Annotated in this window: 22 protein-coding genes and 1 tRNA gene; 16 read left to right on the forward strand and 7 right to left on the reverse strand. The window is 38.8% G+C overall.

The window, feature by feature from the left end; all coding sequences use genetic code 11:
* Positions 1 to 19 precede the first annotated feature (19 nt).
* Positions 20 to 1,624 carry an AMP-binding protein gene (locus CZ487_RS08275; RefSeq protein ID WP_077211647.1) on the forward strand — a complete coding sequence of 535 codons (1,605 nt, stop codon included), beginning with the start codon at positions 20 to 22 and terminating at the stop codon, positions 1,622 to 1,624.
* A gap of 90 nt (positions 1,625 to 1,714) precedes the next feature.
* Here the strand turns inward: CZ487_RS08275 and CZ487_RS08280 are convergent, their stop codons facing one another.
* On the reverse strand, positions 1,715 to 2,695 hold the full coding sequence (locus CZ487_RS08280) for an MBL fold metallo-hydrolase (RefSeq protein ID WP_077211648.1): 981 nt from the start codon (positions 2,693 to 2,695) through the stop codon (positions 1,715 to 1,717).
* Between the two features lie 444 nt (positions 2,696 to 3,139).
* On the opposite strand from CZ487_RS08280, the gene CZ487_RS08285 reads away from it, so the two are divergent.
* The 8 genes from CZ487_RS08285 (at position 3,140) to CZ487_RS08320 (ending at position 9,301) form a co-directional block, all read left to right on the forward strand.
* Positions 3,140 to 3,295 carry a YezD family protein gene (locus CZ487_RS08285; RefSeq protein ID WP_084783150.1) on the forward strand — a complete coding sequence of 52 codons (156 nt, stop codon included), beginning with the start codon at positions 3,140 to 3,142 and terminating at the stop codon, positions 3,293 to 3,295.
* Between the two features lie 83 nt (positions 3,296 to 3,378).
* Positions 3,379 to 4,095 (forward strand): phosphoadenylyl-sulfate reductase, encoded by a 717-nt coding sequence (locus tag CZ487_RS08290; RefSeq protein ID WP_077211650.1) that lies wholly within the window; start codon positions 3,379 to 3,381, stop codon positions 4,093 to 4,095.
* Positions 4,096 to 4,202: 107 nt separating this feature from the next.
* On the forward strand, positions 4,203 to 5,267 hold the full coding sequence (locus tag CZ487_RS08295; protein WP_077211651.1) for an inorganic phosphate transporter: 1,065 nt from the start codon (positions 4,203 to 4,205) through the stop codon (positions 5,265 to 5,267).
* A gap of 24 nt (positions 5,268 to 5,291) precedes the next feature.
* Positions 5,292 to 6,446, forward strand: a complete 1,155-nt coding sequence (sat, locus tag CZ487_RS08300) for a sulfate adenylyltransferase (protein ID WP_077211652.1) — start codon at positions 5,292 to 5,294, stop codon at positions 6,444 to 6,446.
* A 6-nt stretch (positions 6,447 to 6,452) separates the two neighbouring features.
* Positions 6,453 to 7,052 carry an adenylyl-sulfate kinase gene (cysC, locus tag CZ487_RS08305; RefSeq protein ID WP_077211653.1) on the forward strand — a complete coding sequence of 200 codons (600 nt, stop codon included), beginning with the start codon at positions 6,453 to 6,455 and terminating at the stop codon, positions 7,050 to 7,052.
* Between the two features lie 105 nt (positions 7,053 to 7,157).
* Positions 7,158 to 7,925, forward strand: a complete 768-nt coding sequence (cobA, locus tag CZ487_RS08310; RefSeq protein WP_077211654.1) for a uroporphyrinogen-III C-methyltransferase — start codon at positions 7,158 to 7,160, stop codon at positions 7,923 to 7,925.
* A 16-nt stretch (positions 7,926 to 7,941) separates the two neighbouring features.
* On the forward strand, positions 7,942 to 8,694 hold the full coding sequence (locus CZ487_RS08315; RefSeq protein ID WP_077211655.1) for a sirohydrochlorin chelatase: 753 nt from the start codon (positions 7,942 to 7,944) through the stop codon (positions 8,692 to 8,694).
* The gene (locus CZ487_RS08320; RefSeq protein ID WP_077211656.1) at positions 8,675 to 9,301 is read left to right on the forward strand and encodes an NAD(P)-dependent oxidoreductase; all 627 of its coding nucleotides are present in this window, start codon (positions 8,675 to 8,677) and stop codon (positions 9,299 to 9,301) included. Before CZ487_RS08315 ends, CZ487_RS08320 begins: the two co-directional genes overlap by 20 nt.
* A gap of 111 nt (positions 9,302 to 9,412) precedes the next feature.
* On the opposite strand, the gene CZ487_RS08325 is transcribed toward CZ487_RS08320, so the two are convergent.
* The 4 genes from CZ487_RS08325 to CZ487_RS26545 form a co-directional block, all read right to left on the reverse strand.
* Entirely contained in the window at positions 9,413 to 9,724 is a 312-nt protein-coding gene (locus CZ487_RS08325; RefSeq protein WP_077211657.1) for a hypothetical protein, read from the reverse strand.
* Between the two features lie 72 nt (positions 9,725 to 9,796).
* Positions 9,797 to 11,020, reverse strand: a complete 1,224-nt coding sequence (locus tag CZ487_RS08330; protein ID WP_077211658.1) for a hypothetical protein — start codon at positions 11,018 to 11,020, stop codon at positions 9,797 to 9,799.
* 100 nt (positions 11,021 to 11,120) lie between these two features.
* Positions 11,121 to 11,205, reverse strand: a tRNA-OTHER gene (locus CZ487_RS08335).
* A 56-nt stretch (positions 11,206 to 11,261) separates the two neighbouring features.
* Positions 11,262 to 11,432, reverse strand: a complete 171-nt coding sequence (locus CZ487_RS26545; RefSeq protein ID WP_154676015.1) for a hypothetical protein — start codon at positions 11,430 to 11,432, stop codon at positions 11,262 to 11,264.
* Positions 11,433 to 11,593: 161 nt separating this feature from the next.
* On the opposite strand from CZ487_RS26545, the gene CZ487_RS27065 reads away from it, so the two are divergent.
* Complete coding sequence (locus CZ487_RS27065) at positions 11,594 to 11,749, forward strand: hypothetical protein (protein WP_202617800.1); 156 nt, start codon at positions 11,594 to 11,596, stop codon at positions 11,747 to 11,749.
* Positions 11,750 to 11,780: 31 nt separating this feature from the next.
* Here CZ487_RS27065 and CZ487_RS08340 read toward each other — a convergent pair whose 3' ends face one another.
* Both CZ487_RS08340 and CZ487_RS08345 read right to left on the reverse strand, forming a co-directional pair.
* Positions 11,781 to 12,449, reverse strand: a complete 669-nt coding sequence (locus tag CZ487_RS08340) for an SOS response-associated peptidase (protein ID WP_077211659.1) — start codon at positions 12,447 to 12,449, stop codon at positions 11,781 to 11,783.
* A 148-nt stretch (positions 12,450 to 12,597) separates the two neighbouring features.
* Positions 12,598 to 12,879, reverse strand: coding sequence for a phage holin family protein (locus tag CZ487_RS08345; protein WP_419865702.1), 282 nt, complete (start codon positions 12,877 to 12,879; stop codon positions 12,598 to 12,600).
* Between the two features lie 218 nt (positions 12,880 to 13,097).
* Between CZ487_RS08345 and CZ487_RS08350 the strand changes: the two genes are divergently transcribed.
* The 6 genes from CZ487_RS08350 (at position 13,098) to CZ487_RS08375 (ending at position 21,088) form a co-directional block, all read left to right on the forward strand.
* Positions 13,098 to 14,840, forward strand: a complete 1,743-nt coding sequence (locus CZ487_RS08350; RefSeq protein ID WP_077211661.1) for a carbon starvation CstA family protein — start codon at positions 13,098 to 13,100, stop codon at positions 14,838 to 14,840.
* Between the two features lie 71 nt (positions 14,841 to 14,911).
* Positions 14,912 to 15,175, forward strand: coding sequence for a cory-CC-star protein (locus CZ487_RS08355; protein WP_077211662.1), 264 nt, complete (start codon positions 14,912 to 14,914; stop codon positions 15,173 to 15,175).
* 14 nt (positions 15,176 to 15,189) lie between these two features.
* On the forward strand, positions 15,190 to 16,158 hold the full coding sequence (locus tag CZ487_RS08360; protein WP_077211663.1) for an ArsA family ATPase: 969 nt from the start codon (positions 15,190 to 15,192) through the stop codon (positions 16,156 to 16,158).
* A 300-nt stretch (positions 16,159 to 16,458) separates the two neighbouring features.
* Positions 16,459 to 16,659 (forward strand): cold-shock protein, encoded by a 201-nt coding sequence (locus tag CZ487_RS08365; RefSeq protein ID WP_077211664.1) that lies wholly within the window; start codon positions 16,459 to 16,461, stop codon positions 16,657 to 16,659.
* A 146-nt stretch (positions 16,660 to 16,805) separates the two neighbouring features.
* Complete coding sequence (locus CZ487_RS08370; protein WP_077211665.1) at positions 16,806 to 17,951, forward strand: exonuclease SbcCD subunit D; 1,146 nt, start codon at positions 16,806 to 16,808, stop codon at positions 17,949 to 17,951.
* Positions 17,948 to 21,088, forward strand: a complete 3,141-nt coding sequence (locus CZ487_RS08375; protein ID WP_077211666.1) for an AAA family ATPase — start codon at positions 17,948 to 17,950, stop codon at positions 21,086 to 21,088. Before CZ487_RS08370 ends, CZ487_RS08375 begins: the two co-directional genes overlap by 4 nt.
* The last annotated feature ends 41 nt before the right edge of the window (positions 21,089 to 21,129 follow it).

Here is a 21,129-nt window from a genome sequence, read left to right on the forward strand (position 1 = left end):
AAAATTAGGAGGTTACTTAGTGAGCAATGTTTTAGAACAAATACTAAAAAAGGAACGGATATGCCCACGAATCTTAGAGAATCATGCAGAAAAACAAGGAAATAAAGTATTACTTAAATATGAGGATAAATGTTGGACTTATCAAGAAGTAGATACCTTAGCAAATAGAATTGGAAATCAATTTTCCAAGTTCGGCATCAATAAAGGGGATCATGTCTTAATAATGTTACCAAATGTTCCGGAATTTATTTTCGCATTCCTCGGTTTAACTAAAATAGGAGGGGTAGAGGTTCCGGTAAATACAGCTTATAAAGGTAATTTGTTAAAGCATGTTATAAACGATTCGAAAGCAACCACAATGATTGTGCACGAAAATTATTTGGAAAATTTAAGAAATATATTACCTGATCTAAATTTTCTTAATCAGTTTTTTGTTTATGGGAATAGTAATCTAGAAAATATTAAACAAGGTTTTACTAACTGGAAAATTCGTAGTTTTAAAGAGTTGTTAGGACCTAATACTTCACGCCCCGATGTAGAATTAAAGGGCAATGATGTAATGGCTATTATGTATACATCTGGAACAACCGGCAAGTCAAAGGGAGTTGTATTGACCTATTATCATGCCTACAGCTATATAGGATTAGAATCTAAAACTTGGTTTAAAGTAGATGACTGTTTTTATTTACCACTTCCACTCTTTCATGTTGGTGGACAGTGGGCTGGTTTTTATACAGCAATGGCAAAAGGTGCTCAGGTTGCTTTGTTCCCGAAATTTTCCAGATCTAGATTTTGGGAGCATATAAATGAATACGGATGTACAGTTACATTACTACTGGGGGCAATGGCGAATTTTTTATGGGAGCAGCCCGAGCGTGATAATGACGGTCAAAATCCTCTTAGGGTAGTAACTATGGTCCCTTTAATTGAGAACTTTGAAATGTTTGCAAAACGATTTCAGTTACAGATTGCTACGTCATATGGTTCAACGGAATCTAGTATGCCAATTCATACATTTCCTATTCCTAATACAGTGACATCAGCTAGTTACTGTGGAAAGGTTCGGTGTGATTATGAAATTCAAGTTGTAGATGAAAACGATAATCCCTTACCGCCTGGAAAAATTGGAGAAGTATGTGTACGACCAAAAATTCCATGGACGATAATGTCAGGATACTATAATTTACCCGCTGAAACATTAAAGTCATGGAGGAATTTATGGTTTCATACAGGGGATGCAATGTATTATGACGAGGAAGGAAACTACTATTTTGTGGACCGTGTAAATGATTCCATTCGTCGAAGAGGAGAAAATATTTCATCTGCTGAAGTGGAGGCTGAGGTTTTGAGCCATCCTTATATATTTGAAGCAGCTGCTGTAGCGGTCCCTTCGGAATATTCTGAGGACGAAATTAAAATAGTTGTTGTGTTTAAGCCGGACTGTTATTTGGATCACAAGGATCTACATCTTTATTTAAAGGGCAGAATGCCTTATTTTATGGTTCCACGCTATATTGAGTATAAAACAAGTATATTGAAAACACCGACTGAAAAGATTAGGAAGAATATATTAAGACAAGAGGGAATTACCTCTAACACTTGGGACAGTCAAGTTTTTGAATAGCTAAAGCTAGTTTATTAAATTAAAAATTGCTCTTGCATCGCAAGAGCAATTTTTGCTGTATTAATGAAAGTAATTGAGCGGCTTTTATAATTATATTTTACACGCACTAGTAACTGAATATTGCCAAATACCATGAAGAAGGTCTTTCTGGATTTTCTGTTTGTGCTCCAGGTAATCTAAATGACCGATAATTTCTGACATAACTAGGGAAAATTGCTGTTCGTAGATTTTTTTATAATTGACTTCGGCGAGTCCATTTGCCGTGGTAATACCTGATTTAATTTGATTGAGCAGTCGCTCAGCTTTTTCCTCTGTACGTTCCAGTCTTTTTTTGATTAACGGATTAGGGTTATTAATTATTTTACCATGCCCGGAGTAGACTCGATCAACATTTAGGGACATGCATTTGGATAAAGAGTCATTGTGCTGGATAAGAGATGGCAGTTTATTGCCATGTTCGTCAGGTTCAACCAGTGCATTGCTTGATATATGTTCAATGAGCAAATCACCAGCAATTAATTGATTGCCTGTTTTATCTAGAAAAGCAAGTTGATCTGGGGCATGCCCTGGAACTTGGATGACTTCAAAGTTGAGCAGTGTCGGCTCAGTTATCCCAATAACATCTGCCTGCATGGCTTTCTTTTGATTGTTTCGAATTGCTTTATGTAAATAAGCAATTTGTTTTTCTCCCTTTTCACCGCAATCATTTGAACGATATAAATTCGAAAAGAACTCTACCCTCATTTCAAAAAAGGCCTTATCTCTTTTTAATCTGGGAATGGAGAGCGGGGAAGCGTAGACAGGGATCGGATGTTTCGAAACAATTCTGTCTACCAATCCAACATGATCAACATGATGATGGGTAAGGATGATTTCCGTAAGGTCACGTAACTGAAGATTGTTGTTTTCAAGCGTACTTATTAATGCATTCCAACATTGTTCGTCGTTATATCCGCCATCAATTAATGTTAAAGACTTATTTTGCTTAATTAAGTAGAAATTTACCGTTTTTAAATCAAATTTAACTGGAACTAAGATTGGAATAATCTCGATGACTGCCAAAATATACACCTCACAAAGTTTTTGCCTGTTTTTAAAATATTCTTAATTTTATAATAAAATACTGAGGATAAATAAACAACCTTTTAGCTTAATGAAGGGCCATATTTTTTACAATATCGAAATTCTTATGATTACTAAGGACTGATTTCATGGTCGAAAAGCCTAGTAATATGACTAATTACTTTGTCTGATTCTCATCATACACCAACTAAAGATAGAATTGAAAAAATTTTCTTTTCAACATATTGACAAAACCTATAGGTATGGTAGGATTAATTTATTCAATTCCATATTTCTTATCCTTAGTGGTGCAGGGAACTGGCTTTATGAAGCCCTGAAGCTTGCAGCAGGCAAGCATGGTGGCAGTCCAGTGAATGACGGAAGGATAATTTGTGAAACTATACCTTTCCTAAAAAAAGGGAAGGTTTTTAGGAAAAGGAGGGGCGAATCAAACTGAACAAGACTGAATGGCAAGAAGTTATTAATCATCTTGAAGGAATGCTTGGAACTCTTAAATTTGGTTCCATCACACTTGTCGTTCAAGATGGTAAGATTGTACAAATTGAGAAAAACGAAAAGGTTCGTCTTCAACCAAATAAGGAACGCTGACTAGACAACTAGAGGCGGTCTTCACACTTCACAGGAAGTGGAAGACTGCCTTTTTTATTTAAAACATAAGGGGGTATGAAATAATGTCTGTTTCTGTAACTTACCAAAATTGGCAACCGATTTCGGAAACCTTTTCGTATGATGATTTAACAAAAGGTGCCCGTGCTGTGCTCGAATGGGCATATAGCGTTTACCGTGATGACAAAATCGTCTATGCGTCGAGCTTTGGAGCTGAAGCAATCGTCTTAATTGATTTAATCCAGCAGGTCAAACCTGATGCTCATATTGTATTTTTAGACACCGATTTGCATTTTCCCGAAACATATGAAGTGATCAAAAAGATTGAAGAGCGCTTTCCTTTACTAAAGATTGAAAAGAAAAAGCCTGAACTTACATTGGATGAGCAGGCAGCACAGTATGGCACAGCACTTTGGAAAAGGGATCCTAATCAATGCTGCAATATTCGAAAAGTCATTCCTTTAAGAGAAACCTTGATCACGAAGGATGCTTGGATTTCTGGACTGCGCAGGGAACAATCTCCGACACGCGCAAATACGGAATTTGTCAACAAGGATGAAAAATTTGAAAATATTAAACTATGCCCGCTGATTCACTGGACATGGGATGATGTTTGGAACTATATCAGGGAACGTGATCTTCCATATAACGAATTACATGACCACCAATACCCAAGCATTGGCTGCTTCCCTTGTACTCAAGCTGTTTCAGCGGATGGGGATTCGCGGGAAGGACGTTGGTCAGGAAGCGGGAAGACGGAGTGTGGCTTGCATACTCAGTAAAGGGTGAATTTTCCGTGGACGGGTGATAAAGCAATTTTAGCGAGTCAATGTTTTAGAAGTTGATAGGTTGATAGATGTAACCATATGCAGGAAAGGAGGTCGTCTTTTTGGTCGTAACAGCAATAATAATTGGACTATTTTTTGCTATTAATATCGGTGCCAGTGGTGCTGCAGCCTCGATGGGAATTGCTTATGGGTCCGGAGTTGTTAAGAAAAGAATAGCGTTAGCACTCTGTGCAATTGCTGTTTTCTTCGGTGCTTGGCTTGGCGGTTCCGAGGTTGTAAAGACGATTGGAAGCGGAATAGTACCGAATGAAATTTTCTCTGTGTCGATTGCTTTAATTGTATTAGTTTCAGCAGCATTATCTTTGTTTTTAGCAAATGTGATCGGCATTCCACTTTCGACAAGTGAAGTAGCAGTCGGAGCTGTAGTGGGTGCGGGGATTGTGTATCAATCCGTGTTTGTTGGTAAGTTGGTTTGGATCATGATTTTCTGGTTGTTGACTCCAATCGTTGCATTTACGATAGCTGTCATTGCCGCAACCCTATTGAAAAGCAAAAAAATAAAGCCAATTGTTGAAGCGCCAAAGGCTGCACCTTTCCTTACTGTTCTAGTACTGTTCATGGGGCTATTTGAAGCATTTTCCGCAGGGATGAACAATGTTGCAAATGCAGTTGGTCCTTTAGTTGGAGCTAGTATAATGTCTACGGAAAACGGCATTTTCTGGGGCGGGCTTTTTGTCGCACTAGGAGCCCTTGTTCTTGGTGGGCGTGTTCTTGAGACAAATGGGAAGAAGATAACAACCCTTCGTTTGGAGGAAGGATGCGTAATATCCGGAACTGGGGCAAGCATCGTTACGGTTGCATCATTATTCGGTATTCCCGTCCCATTAACGCAAATTACGACTTCCTCGATTATCGGGATGGGCTTTGCCAAACAAGGAACGAGTGTCTTAAGAAAGGATATCGTTATTCAATTACTGACAGTATGGATTGTTTCACCTGTCATCTCTATGGTGATGTCCTATACATTGATTCAATTAGTGATTGAACAAAATGTATACCCGATCATTGTCGTAGTGGGAGTTATTATTTCTGTACTTGGTGTTCTGTTCTTATTGAAAAAACAAACTCAGGCTGTGTCGATTTCGTCAGAAGCCTTAAAAGAATAAACAATACTGAAAGGATGAATAGATATGTCATTTTTGCCAAAACCTCATGGAGGTAAATTGATTCAGGCGTTTGATCCAAATCTTAATGTTGCAAGTATAGCTGAGGAAATTGAAATTGATGCCATTGCATTGAGTGATTTAGAGCTAATTGGTGTTGGGCTTTTTAGTCCGTTGACTGGATTTCTAGGAAAAGAAGATTATGAAAATGTTGTGAAGTCAATGAGATTAGCGGATGGAACCGTGTGGTCTGTTCCTGTAACACTTCCAGTATCGAGCGAAGTAGCAGAAGGATTAAAAGTAGGAGAACAATATAAATTACGTTTTGAAAATGATGTATACGGTGTGATTGAGGTTTCAGAATGGTATGAGCCGGATTTACATACGGAGGCTGTTGAAGTCTATAAAACAGATGAGACTGCCCATCCAGGGGTAAAACGTTTGTTTGAAAGAGGCTCTGTTTATGTAGCTGGTGATGTGACACTTATTAAGAAGCCTGAAAAAGGTGTATTTGCAGATGTATGGTATGAACCAAAAGAAACTCGTGCATTCTTTGAAGAAAAGGGCTGGAAGACTGTAGTTGGATTCCAAACGAGAAATCCAATTCATCGTGCGCATGAATATATTCAAAAGGCTGCATTGGAGACAGTTGATGGTTTGTTCGTTAATCCGCTTGTTGGAGAGACAAAATCCGATGATATCCCTGCAGACGTTCGTTTGAAGAGCTACCGAGCTTTACTAGATAACTATTATCCAGAGGATCGAGTACAGCTTGGTGTGTACCCTGCAGCAATGAGATATGCTGGTCCAAGAGAAGCAATCTTCCATGCTATTGCTCGTAAAAACTTTGGCTGCACACACTTTATTGTTGGCCGTGACCATGCTGGTGTAGGAAATTATTATGGAACATACGATGCACAGCATATTTTTAGCAATTTTACAGAAGAAGAATTGGGAATCAAACCGTTATTCTTTGAACATAGCTTCTATTGCAACAAATGTGAAGGAATGGCATCTGATAAAACATGTCCGCATAGCAAAGAAGACCGCGTTATTCTATCGGGCACTAAAGTTAGAGAAATGTTAAGAAGTGGTGTTCTTCCGCCATCTACTTTTAGCCGCAAAGAGGTAGTAGAGGTATTGATCGAAGGCTTGAAAGAAAAAACAACGGTTCCGAGGTGATTGAAAATGACAAAAGCAACGAACATTACATGGCATGACGCAACGATTACAAAGCAAGACCGACGCAGTCAAAATGGTCATGGGAGCTGTGTTCTTTGGTTCACTGGCCTCTCAGGATCAGGCAAATCCACGATAGCGAATGCTGTTTCAAATGAATTATTTCAGCAAGGAATCAACGAGTATGTCCTTGATGGCGATAACGTTCGCCATGGTCTGAATAAGGATCTAGGTTTTTCGGAATATGATCGTACTGAGAATATTCGTCGCATTGGTGAAGTAGCAAAGCTATTTGTAGACAGTGGAAAGATTGTAACAACAGCTTTCATTTCTCCATTTAAATCGGATCGAGATGGAGTGAGAGAACTTTTTGAGGATGGAGAATTCATTGAAATCTTTATTGATTGTCCTATTGAGGAATGTGAGCGCCGTGATCCTAAGCAATTATATGCAAAAGCACGCTCAGGGCAAATCAAAGATTTTACAGGAATCGATTCACCTTACGAGGCACCAGACCGACCAGAATTAACGATTCGTTCAGACCAGTTATCTGTAGAAGAATCGGTTGAGGCGATCTTTAACTTTCTTAAAGAAAAAAATATAATTTGAGTAAGTTGGTCGGATTACATGGATTATTTTATGTTATTGAAGTATAATGAACATACTTGATAAAATAAGATAACATTATAGGTTAAGAAAAGGTGGGGAAGTCCGATGATTGGCAAGGTATATTTAGTTGGTGCGGGACCAGGAGATCCAGATTTAATTACAGTAAAAGGACTGCGATGCCTGCAGCAAGCCGATGTGATCCTTTATGATCGCTTAGTCAATCCGGACTTACTGAATCATGCTAAAGAAGATGCGAAGCTCATTTTTTGTGGTAAAAGTCCAGGGCTGCATACTCTGCAGCAGGAGTCTATTAATCAACTTCTCGTCGATTATGCGAAGCAAGGGCTGCAGGTTGTACGATTAAAAGGAGGCGATCCTTTTGTCTTTGGCCGGGGCGGAGAAGAGGCAGATGAATGTGTGAAGCATCTCGTTCCGTTTGAAGTGGTGCCCGGTATAACGGCCGGTATTGGTGCGTCTGCTTATGCAGGCATCCCGGTGACGCATCGTACATTGAGTAAGAGCTTTGCTTTTATTACAGGACATCAGATTGGTGATACTGTTGCAGATCACCAGTGGACGCATCTAGCTAAGGGAGTGGATACTCTTTGTATATATATGGGGGTATCGCAGTTGCCGACCATTACAAAGAGTCTCATCGAAAGTGGGAAATCTCCACAGACTCCAATTGCTCTAGTTCATTGGGGAACATTAAGCAATCAGAAAACAGCTGTTGGAACTCTCGAGACAATTGAAGAAATTGTTAAAGAGAAAGGTATTTCTAATCCAAGTATGATGGTGATCGGAGAAGTGGTCACTTTACATGAGCAGCTTAGCTGGTTCAATAAAGACATACAAGAGGCAGCCAGGCGTTAGGAAAGGGGACGTGAAAATGAGAGCTATCCTTTATATTGGCCATGGAACGAGGTCTAAAAAAGGTGCAAAGGAAGCAGTGTCCTTTTTCCAAAATGTGATGAAAAAAATAGATGTACCGGTGCAAGAATTCTGTTTTCTTGAGTTGACTCTGCCGTCAATAGAAGAAGGATTCAAACGCTGTGTGGAAAGGGGAGCAACGGAAATAACCGTTGTTCCTATCTTTCTATTAACTGCAGGGCATATTAAAGAAGATATCCCGCAAGCACTTAAATCTTTGCAAAAAAAATATCCTTTCGTCCAGATTCATGTTAGGAATTCATTTGGTGTACAAGATGTGATTCTAGAAGGAATTGCTGCACTTGTGAGAAATCTCGTTGAAGATTTGTCTCCTAACGATTCAATCTTGATTGTCGGCAGGGGAAGCAGTGATCCGGAGATTCATCGATCTTTTGCTGTTATTTCAAAAGGGATCCAAACTAGGCTTAACACAGAAAATGTGGATGTTTGTTATTTAGCAGCGACAGAACCAAGATTGGAAGAAGGTCTGGAAAATATAACAGAAAAAGCGGCAGGAAGAGTAATTGTCATTCCTTACTTATTATTTTCGGGCCTCCTCTTATCAGAGGTACATCAGCATGTGCTCAAACGGCAAAGAAATGGGCAATCCATACTTCATACTGGACCGTTAAGTACTCATTCGGCTATAGAAGAAGTTGTGCTTAGAAGTGCACTTGGAAGGGAGCACCAGCATGCAGCCGTTCATTATTAATTTGTCGGGAAAGAAAGTAGTGATAGCTGGCGGCGGGAAAATTGCTGCCAGAAAAGCAAGAGTACTATCACAGGAACATGCGGAGATTAAGCTTATTGCTCCTGACTTCTCGGATGAGGTAAGAAAACTATCCGAGGAGAAGGGTCTTTTTCTTGTGGAACGGAAAGTTGAGTTAGCCGATTTTGAAGGAGCATTTCTTGTTATTCTTGCAACCAATGACCGTGATACAAACCGGATACTAGCGCAAACATTACCTCCTAACCAGCTTGTTTGTGTAGTGGATGAAGCAACAGAAGGAAATGTCATATTCCCCGCAAGTCTTCGCAGAGGCCATCTCCACTTGGCAGTCTCAGCAATTGGTGCTAGTCCGAAACTCACGCGCAAGTTAAAAAAAGATTTGGAATCACAATTTGATCAATCTTGGGACACGTATACAGAATTTCTATCAGAATGCAGAAAGATTATAAAGAAACTTCCTCTATCATACGAAGAAAAAAATAAATGGCTGGAAAAGCTATTACATGATCATTATCGAATGGACGAGGAAGCAAGGAATATGGAGTTAGAGGAATTATCAAGAATAGATAGAGATGGAAATAAATTATAAGAGTCATTTTTGAAAAAAATGATAAAAAATTTTTTATTTCTTATAACCATTAAGACCATCAAGGAAGAGAGTCGCTAAGGCTCTGCCTTGATGGTTTTTTACGAACACGTGTTAGTCTAACATTGGTCTATATAACTGAGTATGCATGCTGCCTTGTTCTATATGTTCAAGAAAAAATTCGTTTATCATTTTCCCATACTCCTCGTCTTCGTGCATCTTCTTCGTTTGTAACTCCATTTCTGCTAGTCCTTCATATTTAGAAAGAAGTGCATATGTATGATCTTTTCCGGAGATCGGAGTTAAAATGTCTACAGTATGGCTATATTGCTCATTTCGGTATTTTTTTAGCTTTTTTAAATTTTCGATGGCATCTTTAAATTTGCCTTGTTTTATCTCAAAGGTTTGGTAGACATACACTGCCATTCTCAGCACCCCTATAGAAAATAGTCAATACATGATTAGCATTTCCTGCAGCAGTTTATTTATTCTATAAAGTTATTTAGGTGTTAGAGGATTCGATTCTATATATCTCAAGATTTCTTCAATGTCGTAAGCCATTAAAACAGCTTCATTCTGATTAAAAAGGGTTATGGTATGACCCAGCATGGGCATTGGTTCTTTAACGTTGTTAATTAATTCCAAGTGTTTTTCCACATTCTTTAATGTACTAGAGGAATGGTTAGCTAACTTGTGTAGAAAATCTTCGTCTCCAACTCCCAAAATTGAATACTGGTTAGGTCTTTTTGACTTCCAAGTATCTTCTAGTACAAAATCTGGAGCTTCCCTTTGTACGGTAATAAAATGAGTAACGGATTTTTTTGGGTCTGTTAGATGATTGAATGATACGACCGCATGTGCTTCTTGACCTACTTTGATATTGTCAATTTCCTCAGAGAAAAACTTCGTTCCCGAGATATTTACTAAATGATTGTCACGGTCAACTTGCATTACGAGACCATGGAGGTCAATCCTTCTTGGTTGATAGTTGGATAAGAAAAACTGGGTGAGCTCATCAATTTCTTTTGTATGGATGAGAAGTTTTTCATGGTCAAATACGAGATATGCAGGTGCTTCCTTTATGTCGAGGTCAGGGAATTGTTTCTGAATACTATCTAAATTGTCTGTTCCTTTCCAATGATAAATAGGAACAATTCCAGTCTGCATAGGAGTATCTTGGAATGGATCTCCTCCATCGGAGGGATAAATAATTAAAGTTGAGTATGATCCATTTTCCTCACTTAATAACTCCTGATAGGATAGTACTTCTTCTCTTTCTAGCGAGACATAATAGTCAGCCTGTCTTTTTTTACCCCAGGAAGCAGAAATAATAACTGTAATGCTGCCTGGTTGATTGGGAATCTGATAATTGTGAGTAGATGAGATTTGGAGCAGTTTTGTTTCGTTTCCTTCCTTCATTTCTTCTAAAGAGGAAACAGTAAAATTTGCTGGTATAGGATCTGGGAATCTTATCTGTATATCTTGGAGGGGGTTTATCGTTGTAGTGGATGCTTCTGCAATGATTTCTTCTTTCGTAAATGTATTTAATGGTTCATCATTCCACTGAAATGTACCAAGAGTAACTGCAGCTTCTTGATCCCCTACTGTGACAATAGGGATTGGAGGCTCTGCTTCCTTATAAGATTTAATATAGTCAAAGCTAATCATAATGATCAGTCCGGTTAGAGTACCGAGAATCCATATCCATCTTTTAACTACCATATTGTTCCTCCTTTCTACCAATATACCATCTTGAGTTATGTTATATGGGAGAAAAAAGAAAATATTTTTTAAAATATGGAAAATATTTAACGTTTGAGAGGGGACTTGGCAGGATTTGAACCTGCAAGATACACAACAGATTTCGGTAGAACTGTTGGTTGCTCTGCACATTGAGCTACAAGTCCCTTGATGATAGTTTGAGTAGTTGTACAAAAAATATGCACGATATTTTTAAGAGTTGTTAAACATGATCATATCCAAGTTTCACATATTCATCGACTGATGGGCAGTCCACCACATAGAACATATTATAATCTTTTGTAATGATAGCTTTTTCTTCATTCGTGCCAGCATACTCCATTGCTTTCTCTAATGTGGAAAATTCATATTCAAAGTTCATTTCATAATCCATAATCCGTCCTCCCTTTTTGTTACTCTCATTAGGATGCACAAAAAACATTATTTTCCATCCCTTTTTATTCATTTTTTTGAAATAGCCTTCTGCAGATTTCATCAGACTCAGATTAGATTAGCGTGTATTGTACATGTTATAGGCAAGGAGGTGTTTTAGTAATGCCAAGAGGAAAAGAGTTAGAGCAGCTGCCAATGGCTAATATAGCGCCTAGTATGGGAGATGATAAAAGTAAATTTAATCGAGAAAATTTGAGTGGATCAGTAATGGAAGAGCAGCCTGCACCGAGTAAAGCAGGTAAGGAATCATCAAAATGATTAGGGAGTACAAAACTCCCTTCTAATCCAATTATAAGCTATTTAGCGGTGAAATGAGTTCTGGATGATCATTTTTTGCAGCATTGACTAATGTTGAGACTTCATACTTATCCATTTCCTGCGCTGGAAAGGGTTTAAGCAGCATTTTTAGTTCATTGATATGATCAAAATTTGGATCAAGCCAAGTGTCATATGTATGTTGTGGTAAGATCACAGGCATTCGATTATGAACCTCTCTTGTCACTTCATTGGGTTCAGTCGTAATGATTGTGCAAGATATAATTCGTTCATTCTCTTTATGCCAACTCTCCCATAGACCCGCAAAAGCAAATGTACTTCCATCCTTCATGACAAATCGGTACGGCTGCTTGCCATTTTCGGTTTTCTTCCACTCATAAAAACCATCAGCTAAAATTAAACATCGTCTGCGTCGGAAAGAATGTTTGAAACTCGGCTTTGTCTCGATCGTTTCTGCACGTGCGTTTATCATTTTATAGCCAATTTTTTTATCCTCTGCCCAATTAGGGATAAACCCCCATTTCATGTTTTTACCACTTCTGCCAGTTCCATCTGAAATGATCGTTAATATATCTTGTCCAGGTGCAATGTTATATCGAGGGACAGTTTCCTCAGAATATTCAAATTGAAATTGTGATTGAAGTTTCAGTATCTCATCTGTTAATGTAAATCTTCCACACATCGTAACACCTCCATACGTATTTTCCTTTATTAACAGTAACAGAAAAAAATCCCTGTCGAGGGGAAGAACTCGGCAGGGAGGGGGAGAGGATCTAGTTTTTGACTCTAGTTTATCAATACCCTTTTACAAAAGTTTTAAACCACCTTCATTATTTTTTATTTTTCCCCGCAGCTCTAGCTCCAACAGTTTGTTTAAACATTTGATGACCAAGTACGGCAACCCCAGCGGCAATAACCCCATTAATGATTCCTTCTCCCGAAAAGCCAAAAGTAATCGTACCGAATATTACGGATATTGCCAGCAGGAACCAGATGATGGTCCAGTCGGGGATTCTTGGTGTTTGTTTTAAAGCATATCCAATTACCCATAGTGCTGGTACGAGCATATAATAGTTTTGATTTAAAAAGTCAATTAATTCCAATGTATCCACCTCCTTTTTTAATGCTGTACCGCTTCTACAGTTTAGTGACGATTATTATATCGAGATATTAAAAAACTTCTATTATATGATATGACTTGTCCGCAGTATTCGTATGTTTGTTTGTAACAAACATAAAAATTAATATTTTATGAGCTAAAAGAATAATAATATGCAAACGTTTTCATATGAATAGAGTGAGAAATAGTCAAAAGGAGGGTGTATTTACGATGAATTCACTTTGGCTTGCAATCATTGGAATGGTTGTATTCGCACTTGGCTATCGCTTTTACTCTAAATGGGTGGCAGAAAAGATTTACCGCCTAGACCCAAATTATGTGACTCCAGCACATCGATATGAAGATGGAGTGGATTTTGTTCCAACAAAAAAATGGGTTCTTTGGGGGCATCACTTTACCTCCGTAGCCGGTGCTGCTCCCATTGTCGGACCGGCGATAGCTGTCTATTGGGGATGGCTTCCAGCGCTTCTTTGGGTACTCCTAGGTACTGTATTTGCGGCAGGGGTACATGATTTTGGCACCATTGTATTATCGGTTAGAAATAAAGGTCAGTCCGTTGGAACAATCACAAATCGAATCATTGGAAAACGGGCTAAAAACATGTTCTTATTTATCATTCTCATATTGGTATTAATGGTTAACGCTGTGTTTGCATGGGTTATTTCAAATTTATTTATTAAATTTCCTGCCAGTGTGCTTCCGGTATTCATTGAGATTCCATTAGCTATTTGGATTGGCTATGCTGTATACAAGCGAAAAAAAGAAATGCTCCTCCCTTCCATTATTGCGCTGGTGATTATGTACGGGACAGCTGTTTTGTCAGCGAGCACTCCTGCCCTTCAAATTGACCTTTTAAAGTATTTTGGCGGTGCTGAGAATACAGTTTTATTTGGTTTAGATGGAGTAGCAATGTCATTTTTTGTTTGGATCATTATCTTAATGGTGTATTGCTATATCGCTTCGACATTGCCTGTTTGGAAACTGTTGCAGCCTCGGGACTATATCAATTCTCACCAGCTTGTTGTCGGATTGGTCATTTTATATGCAGGTTTAGTGTTTTTACAGCCAAAAGTAACTGCACCTGTAACAAACGGGGCAGTAACAGATGCCTCATGGTTTCCGTTATTGTTTATCACTATTGCCTGCGGGGCGATTTCAGGATTTCATGGTCTAGTTTCTTCAGGAACTACCTCAAAACAGCTTGATAAAGAAACTGATGCCCGCTTTGTAGGATATTTCGGGGCTGTAGGAGAAGGAGCTTTAGCGCTGATTTCTATTATTGCCTGTGTCACGCTTTTTGCCACACAAGGGGAGTTTTTAACTGCTTATGAAAGCTTCTCCGCTGCAAATGGTGGAGGGCTGACGAACTTCATTAATGGTGCAGCAATGCTTGCAACCGGTGTGTGGATTCCTGAGGAAATTGCCAGAACGATCGTTGCAGTTATTGTTGTCAGCTTTGCAGCTACAACACTCGATACATCTGTCCGTTTGATGAGATACATCATTGCGGAGATTGGATTGGAGTACAATTTTAAACCATTAACAAAGACACATGCTGCAACATCTGTTGCGGTGGTTGCAAGTGCAGCGCTGGTCCTTTTACCAAAAGGACCAAATGGATTCGGGTCTGGAGGATATTTATTATGGCCATTGTTTGGTACGAGTAATCAGCTTTTAGCTGGAGTGAGCTTATTGTTAATTTCGATTTGGTTAAAACGGCAAGGAAGAAACTTTTTACCGACCTTTATCCCAATGGTATTCATTTTTGTTATGACGTTATGGGCAATGATACAACAGGTGGTCTTCACATGGTCTGGCTTAGGAAGTCAAGATGCGAATTTACTTCTCTTTATTTTAGGAGGGATCATCTTAATTCTTGTCTTCTGGATTATTTTGGAGGCCATCTCAGCTTTCCAGAAAAAAGAGCCTCCATCCATTCCTGATGATGAATAATCTTCATGAGAGAGGCCGGACTTATGGTTCGGTCTTTTATTGATTAAGTGGTTACGAGGGTGGTGATTTCAATGTATATTTTTGATCAATTAAAGAAGCTCATTGCACTATATGATGAAATTTTAAAACAGCCTCACCGGACGGAACTTGCACGAGAATTAAGGGATGAAGAGGACTTATTTATGCTTCTTTGTTTTTCTGAAATGGTTGGTGTCCCTAATCCCGCATTTTATTACACGCTGGAACTATATCCGCTTTTAATAGTACGATTTCACGATTGGCATTTACGAATGGGCTTGGAAACCTCACCACTTGATGGAATTCGATGCTGCTAAAGGAGAGAAAACGGATGGAAGGTTTTAATAAGAAACTATATTTTGTTGGTGGAAAAGGCGGTGTAGGAAAAAGTACAACCTCTGCAGCACTTGCATACAACTTATCTAGAATAAAGAAGAAGGTATTACTTGTCTCCACAGACCCAGCTCATAATACAGGAGATCTTTTTCATGTCAAGCTGGAGGGGAAAGTGACGAATATAAAAGATCATCTAGATGTTCTGGAAATTGACTCCAAACAGGAATCCAACCGGTACATTGAAACCGTAAAGGAGAACATAAAAGGATTTGTAAAGTCAACAATGATTCAGGAGGCCTTTCGACAAATTGATCTGGCCTCCACTACCCCTGGCGCAGAAGAAGCAGCCCTATTTGACCGCATGTCATCCATTATCATGGAAGAAATCCATCACTATGATGCGATCATATTTGATACAGCTCCCACTGGGCATACGATCCGTTTGTTAACGCTGCCGCAATTAATGGGAGTTTGGATGGATGGGTTATTGGAAAGAAGAAGGGCCGTGAATGAAAAAAACTATAATAGATGGATGGATGATGGAGAAAAGGTAGAAGATCCCATTTATGAGGTCCTTCAATCTCGAAAAAGAAAGTTTAATAAAGTAAGAGAAATTCTTCTGGATCGAAATCAGTCTGAATATCTGTTTGTTTTAAATGCTGAAAGGCTACCGATTTTAGAAACAAGAAAGGCTATGGACACTCTTAAACAGCATGGTATTGCGGTGAATACCATATTAATTAATAAACTGATCCCTGAAGAAGCTGATGGGATTTTCTTACAAAAGAGAAAGGAAACTGAATCACATTATCTAGGTGAAATTCAGACTGTGTTTGCGAAAGAAAAGAAAGTTCTGGTTCCATTATTGTCATCTGATATTTCAACGTTTCATGATTTGAGCCTATTTGCAGACCTTTTAAAAGAGGGATTTAGCAAAAGTGAGGAAAATGAAATGATGAAGTGATTCTTACAAAATTCCAAAGAAAATAGACGAGAAATGACAAGATTTTTCGATAGGATCATTCAAGGTTCGACAATGGATAAAACCTTGATATATAGGCATTTAATGCGCTTTCATTCTTGACAAAACAGGCTGAAAATGTTAAATTATTATTAGCCGTTCTGCATCGTGATTGATTTTTGCAAAACGCTTGTTCCAAAGTTTGAAAACGAGTTTGGAAGAGTAATGTCAAGAAAATGCAATACGTTGTAAATGGTGAATTTTTATAGGCTTTTTAGGAGCCAAATAGGAGGATCTTTTTAAATGAAAAACGGTAAAGTAAAATGGTTTAATGCTGAAAAAGGTTTCGGATTTATCGAAGCTGAAGATGGAAATGATGTATTCGTTCATTACTCTGCAATCCAAGCTGAAGGTTTCAAAACTTTAGAAGAAGGTCAAGAAGTATCTTTCGAAGTTGTTGAAGGAGCTCGTGGGCCACAAGCGGCTAACGTTACTAAACTATAATTAAAACAACTAGTATAACAGTTCAACCATTGGTTGGACTGTTTTTTAATGTTGATTTTCCTATTTTTGTATAGCTTTTCACATTCCACGGTTTGATATAATGATACTATTAAAGAATCAGAGAAACTATTGAAGAGGTGAACGGTTTGAAGTTTATTCATACAGCAGATTGGCATTTAGGAAAACTTGTTCATGGTATTTACATGACAGATGACCAAAGGGAAGTGCTCAACCAGTTTGTTGCTTTAGTGGAAGAAGAAAAGCCGGATGCGGTTGTCATTGCAGGGGATTTATATGATCGGTCTGTCCCTCCTACTGATGCGGTTGAGCTCTTGGATGAAATTCTTTTTAAAATTAATGTTGAGCTGAAAACACCTGTTGTCGCGATTTCTGGGAACCATGATAGTGCAGAACGCTTGTCATTCGGCAGCTCTTGGTACCGGAACAGCGGATTCTATTTAGCAGGTAAACTTCAAAGTCCATTTCATCCTGTAAGGATAAAAGGAGTGAATTTCTATTTAGTCCCTTATGCTGAACCTGGTGTTGTCAAGTATCTACTCGAAGATGATAGTATCCATTCTCATCAAGATGCGATGAAAGCTGTGATCGGAAAAATCGAAGAGAACATGAACCATAATGAGCCAAATGTTTTTGTTGGACATGCCTTCGTACTGGGTGGGGCAACCTCTGATTCAGAACGGACATTATCAGTTGGGGGATCTGGGTGTGTCAGTGTGGACCTGTTCGAACCGTTTTCGTACACAGCTTTAGGACATCTCCACAGCCCTGATGCGATTAAACATGAAAAAGTCTATTATTCAGGTTCTCTTCTAAAATACTCTTTTTCCGAAGCAAAGCAAAAGAAGTCAGTTTCCATCATTGAAATGAATGATGATGGCACTTTTCAGATTCGCTATCGTTCTTTAAAACCAAGACATGATATGCGTGAATTAGAAGGATACTTAGAGGAATTATTAGCCCCTGGCTTTTACGAAAAAGAAAAGCTTGATGATTACTTAAAAATCACCCTTCTTGATGAAGGTGCTTTGATCGATCCGATTAATAAATTAAGACAGGTGTATCCAAATGTCCTACATTTAGAACGAAAAATTACTCTTACGGACATGAAAAAAGGTACATCCTTTACCTCGGTAAAAGAAGGAAAAAAATCAGAATTAGAATTATTTCAGCAATTTTATGAGGATATGACATCATCGCATTTTAGTGATGAGAAAAAGGATGTCATGACAGAAGTAATCGGAAAGGTTCTGATTGAGGAGGGTGTGAAATGAGACCGTTAAAATTAACGATGCAAGCGTTCGGGCCCTATGCTGGGACAGAGATCATTGATTTTACAGAGCTTGAAAATCGAACGATGTTTGTAATCTCTGGAAAGACTGGTTCAGGAAAGACTACCATTTTTGATGGCATCAGCTACGCGATTTATGGGAAGGCGAGCGGTGATGACCGACATGGACCTGACCTGAGAAGTCAGTTTGCGAATGAGGACGTTCTCACTGAAGTCTCTTTACAATTTAGCTTAAGAGGGAAAAGTTATTATATAAAACGGGCTCCCCAGCAGGAAAAGAAGAAAGAACGCGGAGATGGCGTCAGGACCATCAGCGCCCAAGCAGAGCTTTATTTGATTGAACAGGACGGTGAGCAAAAGCTTATTGCTTCGAACGTAAGGGATGTCGATGAGAAAATAAAAGAAATTATGCTGATTGACAGCAATCAGTTTAGACAGATCTTGATGATTCCACAGGGGGAATTTCGAAAGCTGCTTACATCAGACAGTAAGGACAAAGAAGTGATTCTTCAGAGGCTTTTTCATACGGAAGTATATAAACGAGTCGAGGAAAAGCTCAAGGAAGAGGCGAAAAGCTTAGAAAAGGCAGTTGAAAAGGAAACAGAAGACCGGAATCACTGGATTCGAAAAATTACGGCTTTACACAATGGAGAATTAAAAACCCTTCTAGAAGAAGAAAGTGACAATGATACGGTTATTTATCCATTATTACTTGATGAAATTCAACAAATGACAGCGCAGCTGGAGACATTAAATCAAGAGGTGCAAGGAAAAGAAAAAGAGCGTGATGTGCTGCAGCAAAAACTTTATGAAGCTGAAACGATTGTAAAACAGCTTAAGCAAAAAAGTGAATTGGAAGCAAACAAGACGGCGCTTGAAAATAAAAAAGAGGTAATCGCAGGAAAAGAAATTGAGATCAGCCTTGCGGGTAAAGCAGCGCTTCTTTCAAAACAAGAAGAATTGTGCCATCGTTTGAAAAGGGAGCTCGATGGATATCAAGCGGACATAATGAAGCGTGATAAGAGGATCTCGGAGTTATCTAATCTTTTAAAAGAGAAAGAAGAAGCCTATAAGCAGGAAAAAGAGCGGGAAGATGAGAGAAAAGCGGCACAATCGGAAGTTCATAAGCTTCAGCAAATGAAAGATGAGGTTCATTCCTTTGCGGTCCTTCAAACAGAGGTCAATGGTTTGGAAAAGCATCTAGCCCAGATCTTGGAGGAGAAAAAGAATTCCGAAGAAAGTCTTAGAAAAACTGAAGGTTATATTAAATCTTTAACAGAAGAAAGACAGGTGTTAGAAAAGACAGATGTCCTGCTCTTGGAAAACACTCGCAATATCGAGGTGCTTGACAATGAGATTGAGTACATCATGAAGTTTGAGCATCAGTTGCAGCGTTACCACGAATATCGTATTTTACTTGATAAGAGAAAAGGGCAATTCCAGCAAGCAGAGCTGGTACTGCAGGATGCAAGAGCTCTTTTAGAGGAGCTTGAGCACAAGTGGCTGCACGGACAAGCTTCCATTTTAGCTAATCAGCTTCGTGATGGGGAAGAGTGCCCTGTTTGTGGATCAGAACATCATCCGAACCCTGCCAAACTCAGTGTGGGCGTCATTCCTAATGAAGTAGATTTGAAAGCTGCTAAAGAACAGGTATCCTATACTGAAAAGGAAAAGGCGAAGGCAGAATCTGCTCTTTTTGAAGTGCAATCAATGGTCACAACACTGGAACAAACACTTGGTGAGCTTCGTGGAGAAATACTAAAGAAGCGCAGTGATTTTGCAGATGATCAAGTTGAGAACATTAAGTATTTTATCCAAAAGCAGCGAAGCGAGCTTTTACAAAAACAACAAAAGTTCCAGCAAGATCTTGATGTATTAGAAAAAGTTAAGGTTAATCTTAAAAAATATGAAGAGAAGCTGACTGCAGGTAGAGAACATCTTAATGGAATTAATGAAAAGGTAAATGAGGTCACGGTCACTTTTACTGAAAAAAACACAAACTTAACTGGTATTAAAGACAGAATTCCAGAAGAGATACGCTCCATACAAGGTTTTGAAAAGCAGTGGAAGCAGGCTGTTCAATTGCAGGAACATCTGCAAAGAAGATATGAAGAAGCGCAACAGATTTATCAAGAGACAAAGGAAAAACACGGTAATGAGGAATCTGCGTTTTTAACCGTTAAATCACATATGCTCGAAAAAGAACGAGAGTTGAAAAACGAAAAAGAAGCCTTTGTAGAACAAATGACGGCGCAAGGCTTTGAAAATTACCGGGGTTATGACAGTGCGAAACGATCGGATGAACAGATTAAACAGCTAGATAAAGAAATCCGTGAATATCGTGAAGACGTCCGTTCTGTTACAGATCGATTAAATGAAGTTACTCTTGCTTTGAAAGATGTGAAAGAGCCAGATATCGAAGGATTACAGACTGTGATGAAAGAAATCCAGCAGCAAATTTCTAGCTTACATGATCAAATCCGTGAACTTTACATGAAAAAACGTGACAATGAAGAAATCCGGGATCGTATTCTGAAAATCAATGAAGAGATAAAAACTCTAGAAGTAAGATATAAGCTTGTGGGTGAGCTTTCTGATATCTCAAAAGGTCAGAATACAAAGCGGATCACATTCGAACGTTATGTACTCGCTGCATTTCTTGATGACATTTTGCGGGAAGCAAATGGGAGACTCATTAAAATGACGAATGGACGTTATGAAATGAGACGAAAAACCGACCGTTCTAAGGGAAATGTACAAAGCGGACTAGAATTGCTTGTATTTGATCAATATACAGGCCAGGAACGGCATGTAAAAACATTGTCCGGTGGGGAAAGTTTTAAGGCGGCCTTATCATTGGCGCTTGGATTGGCGGATGTAGTCCAAAATTATGCGGGCGGTGTGTCTTTAGAAACGATGTTTATTGATGAAGGTTTTGGTACGCTTGATCCAGAATCACTTGACCAAGCAATTGAGGCCCTTATTGATATCCAAAGCAGTGGACGCTTGGTAGGGATTATTTCCCATGTCCCTGAGTTGAAGGAACGAATTGATGCACGTTTAGAAGTAACAGCTACACAAATGGGAAGTATGACAGAATTTCATTTTATGAATGGATAATATAAGTTAATTATTATGAAGAGGAGCCTTGTGATGCGGGC

Origin of the sequence: Robertmurraya dakarensis (assembly GCF_900156875.1) — a bacterium.
GTDB lineage: Bacteria > Bacillota > Bacilli > Bacillales > Cytobacillaceae > Robertmurraya > Robertmurraya dakarensis.

Excerpts from the sequence above, each read along its gene's own strand:
- CZ487_RS08290 (WP_077211650.1), top strand. The coding sequence starts at position 3,379 with ATGTCTGTTTCTGTAACTTACCAAAATTGGCAACCGATTTCGGAAACC.
- sat (WP_077211652.1), top strand. The coding sequence starts at position 5,292 with ATGTCATTTTTGCCAAAACCTCATGGAGGTAAATTGATTCAGGCGTTT.
- cysC (WP_077211653.1), top strand. The coding sequence starts at position 6,453 with ATGACAAAAGCAACGAACATTACATGGCATGACGCAACGATTACAAAG.
- cobA (WP_077211654.1), top strand. The coding sequence starts at position 7,158 with ATGATTGGCAAGGTATATTTAGTTGGTGCGGGACCAGGAGATCCAGAT.
- CZ487_RS08315 (WP_077211655.1), top strand. The coding sequence starts at position 7,942 with ATGAGAGCTATCCTTTATATTGGCCATGGAACGAGGTCTAAAAAAGGT.
- CZ487_RS08320 (WP_077211656.1), top strand. The coding sequence starts at position 8,675 with ATGCAGCCGTTCATTATTAATTTGTCGGGAAAGAAAGTAGTGATAGCT.
- CZ487_RS08325 (WP_077211657.1), bottom strand. The coding sequence starts at position 9,724 with ATGGCAGTGTATGTCTACCAAACCTTTGAGATAAAACAAGGCAAATTT.
- CZ487_RS08330 (WP_077211658.1), bottom strand. The coding sequence starts at position 11,020 with ATGGTAGTTAAAAGATGGATATGGATTCTCGGTACTCTAACCGGACTG.
- CZ487_RS26545 (WP_154676015.1), bottom strand. The coding sequence starts at position 11,432 with ATGGATTATGAAATGAACTTTGAATATGAATTTTCCACATTAGAGAAA.
- CZ487_RS27065 (WP_202617800.1), top strand. The coding sequence starts at position 11,594 with ATGCCAAGAGGAAAAGAGTTAGAGCAGCTGCCAATGGCTAATATAGCG.
- CZ487_RS08340 (WP_077211659.1), bottom strand. The coding sequence starts at position 12,449 with ATGTGTGGAAGATTTACATTAACAGATGAGATACTGAAACTTCAATCA.
- CZ487_RS08350 (WP_077211661.1), top strand. The coding sequence starts at position 13,098 with ATGAATTCACTTTGGCTTGCAATCATTGGAATGGTTGTATTCGCACTT.
- CZ487_RS08355 (WP_077211662.1), top strand. The coding sequence starts at position 14,912 with ATGTATATTTTTGATCAATTAAAGAAGCTCATTGCACTATATGATGAA.
- CZ487_RS08360 (WP_077211663.1), top strand. The coding sequence starts at position 15,190 with ATGGAAGGTTTTAATAAGAAACTATATTTTGTTGGTGGAAAAGGCGGT.
- CZ487_RS08365 (WP_077211664.1), top strand. The coding sequence starts at position 16,459 with ATGAAAAACGGTAAAGTAAAATGGTTTAATGCTGAAAAAGGTTTCGGA.
- CZ487_RS08375 (WP_077211666.1), top strand. The coding sequence starts at position 17,948 with ATGAGACCGTTAAAATTAACGATGCAAGCGTTCGGGCCCTATGCTGGG.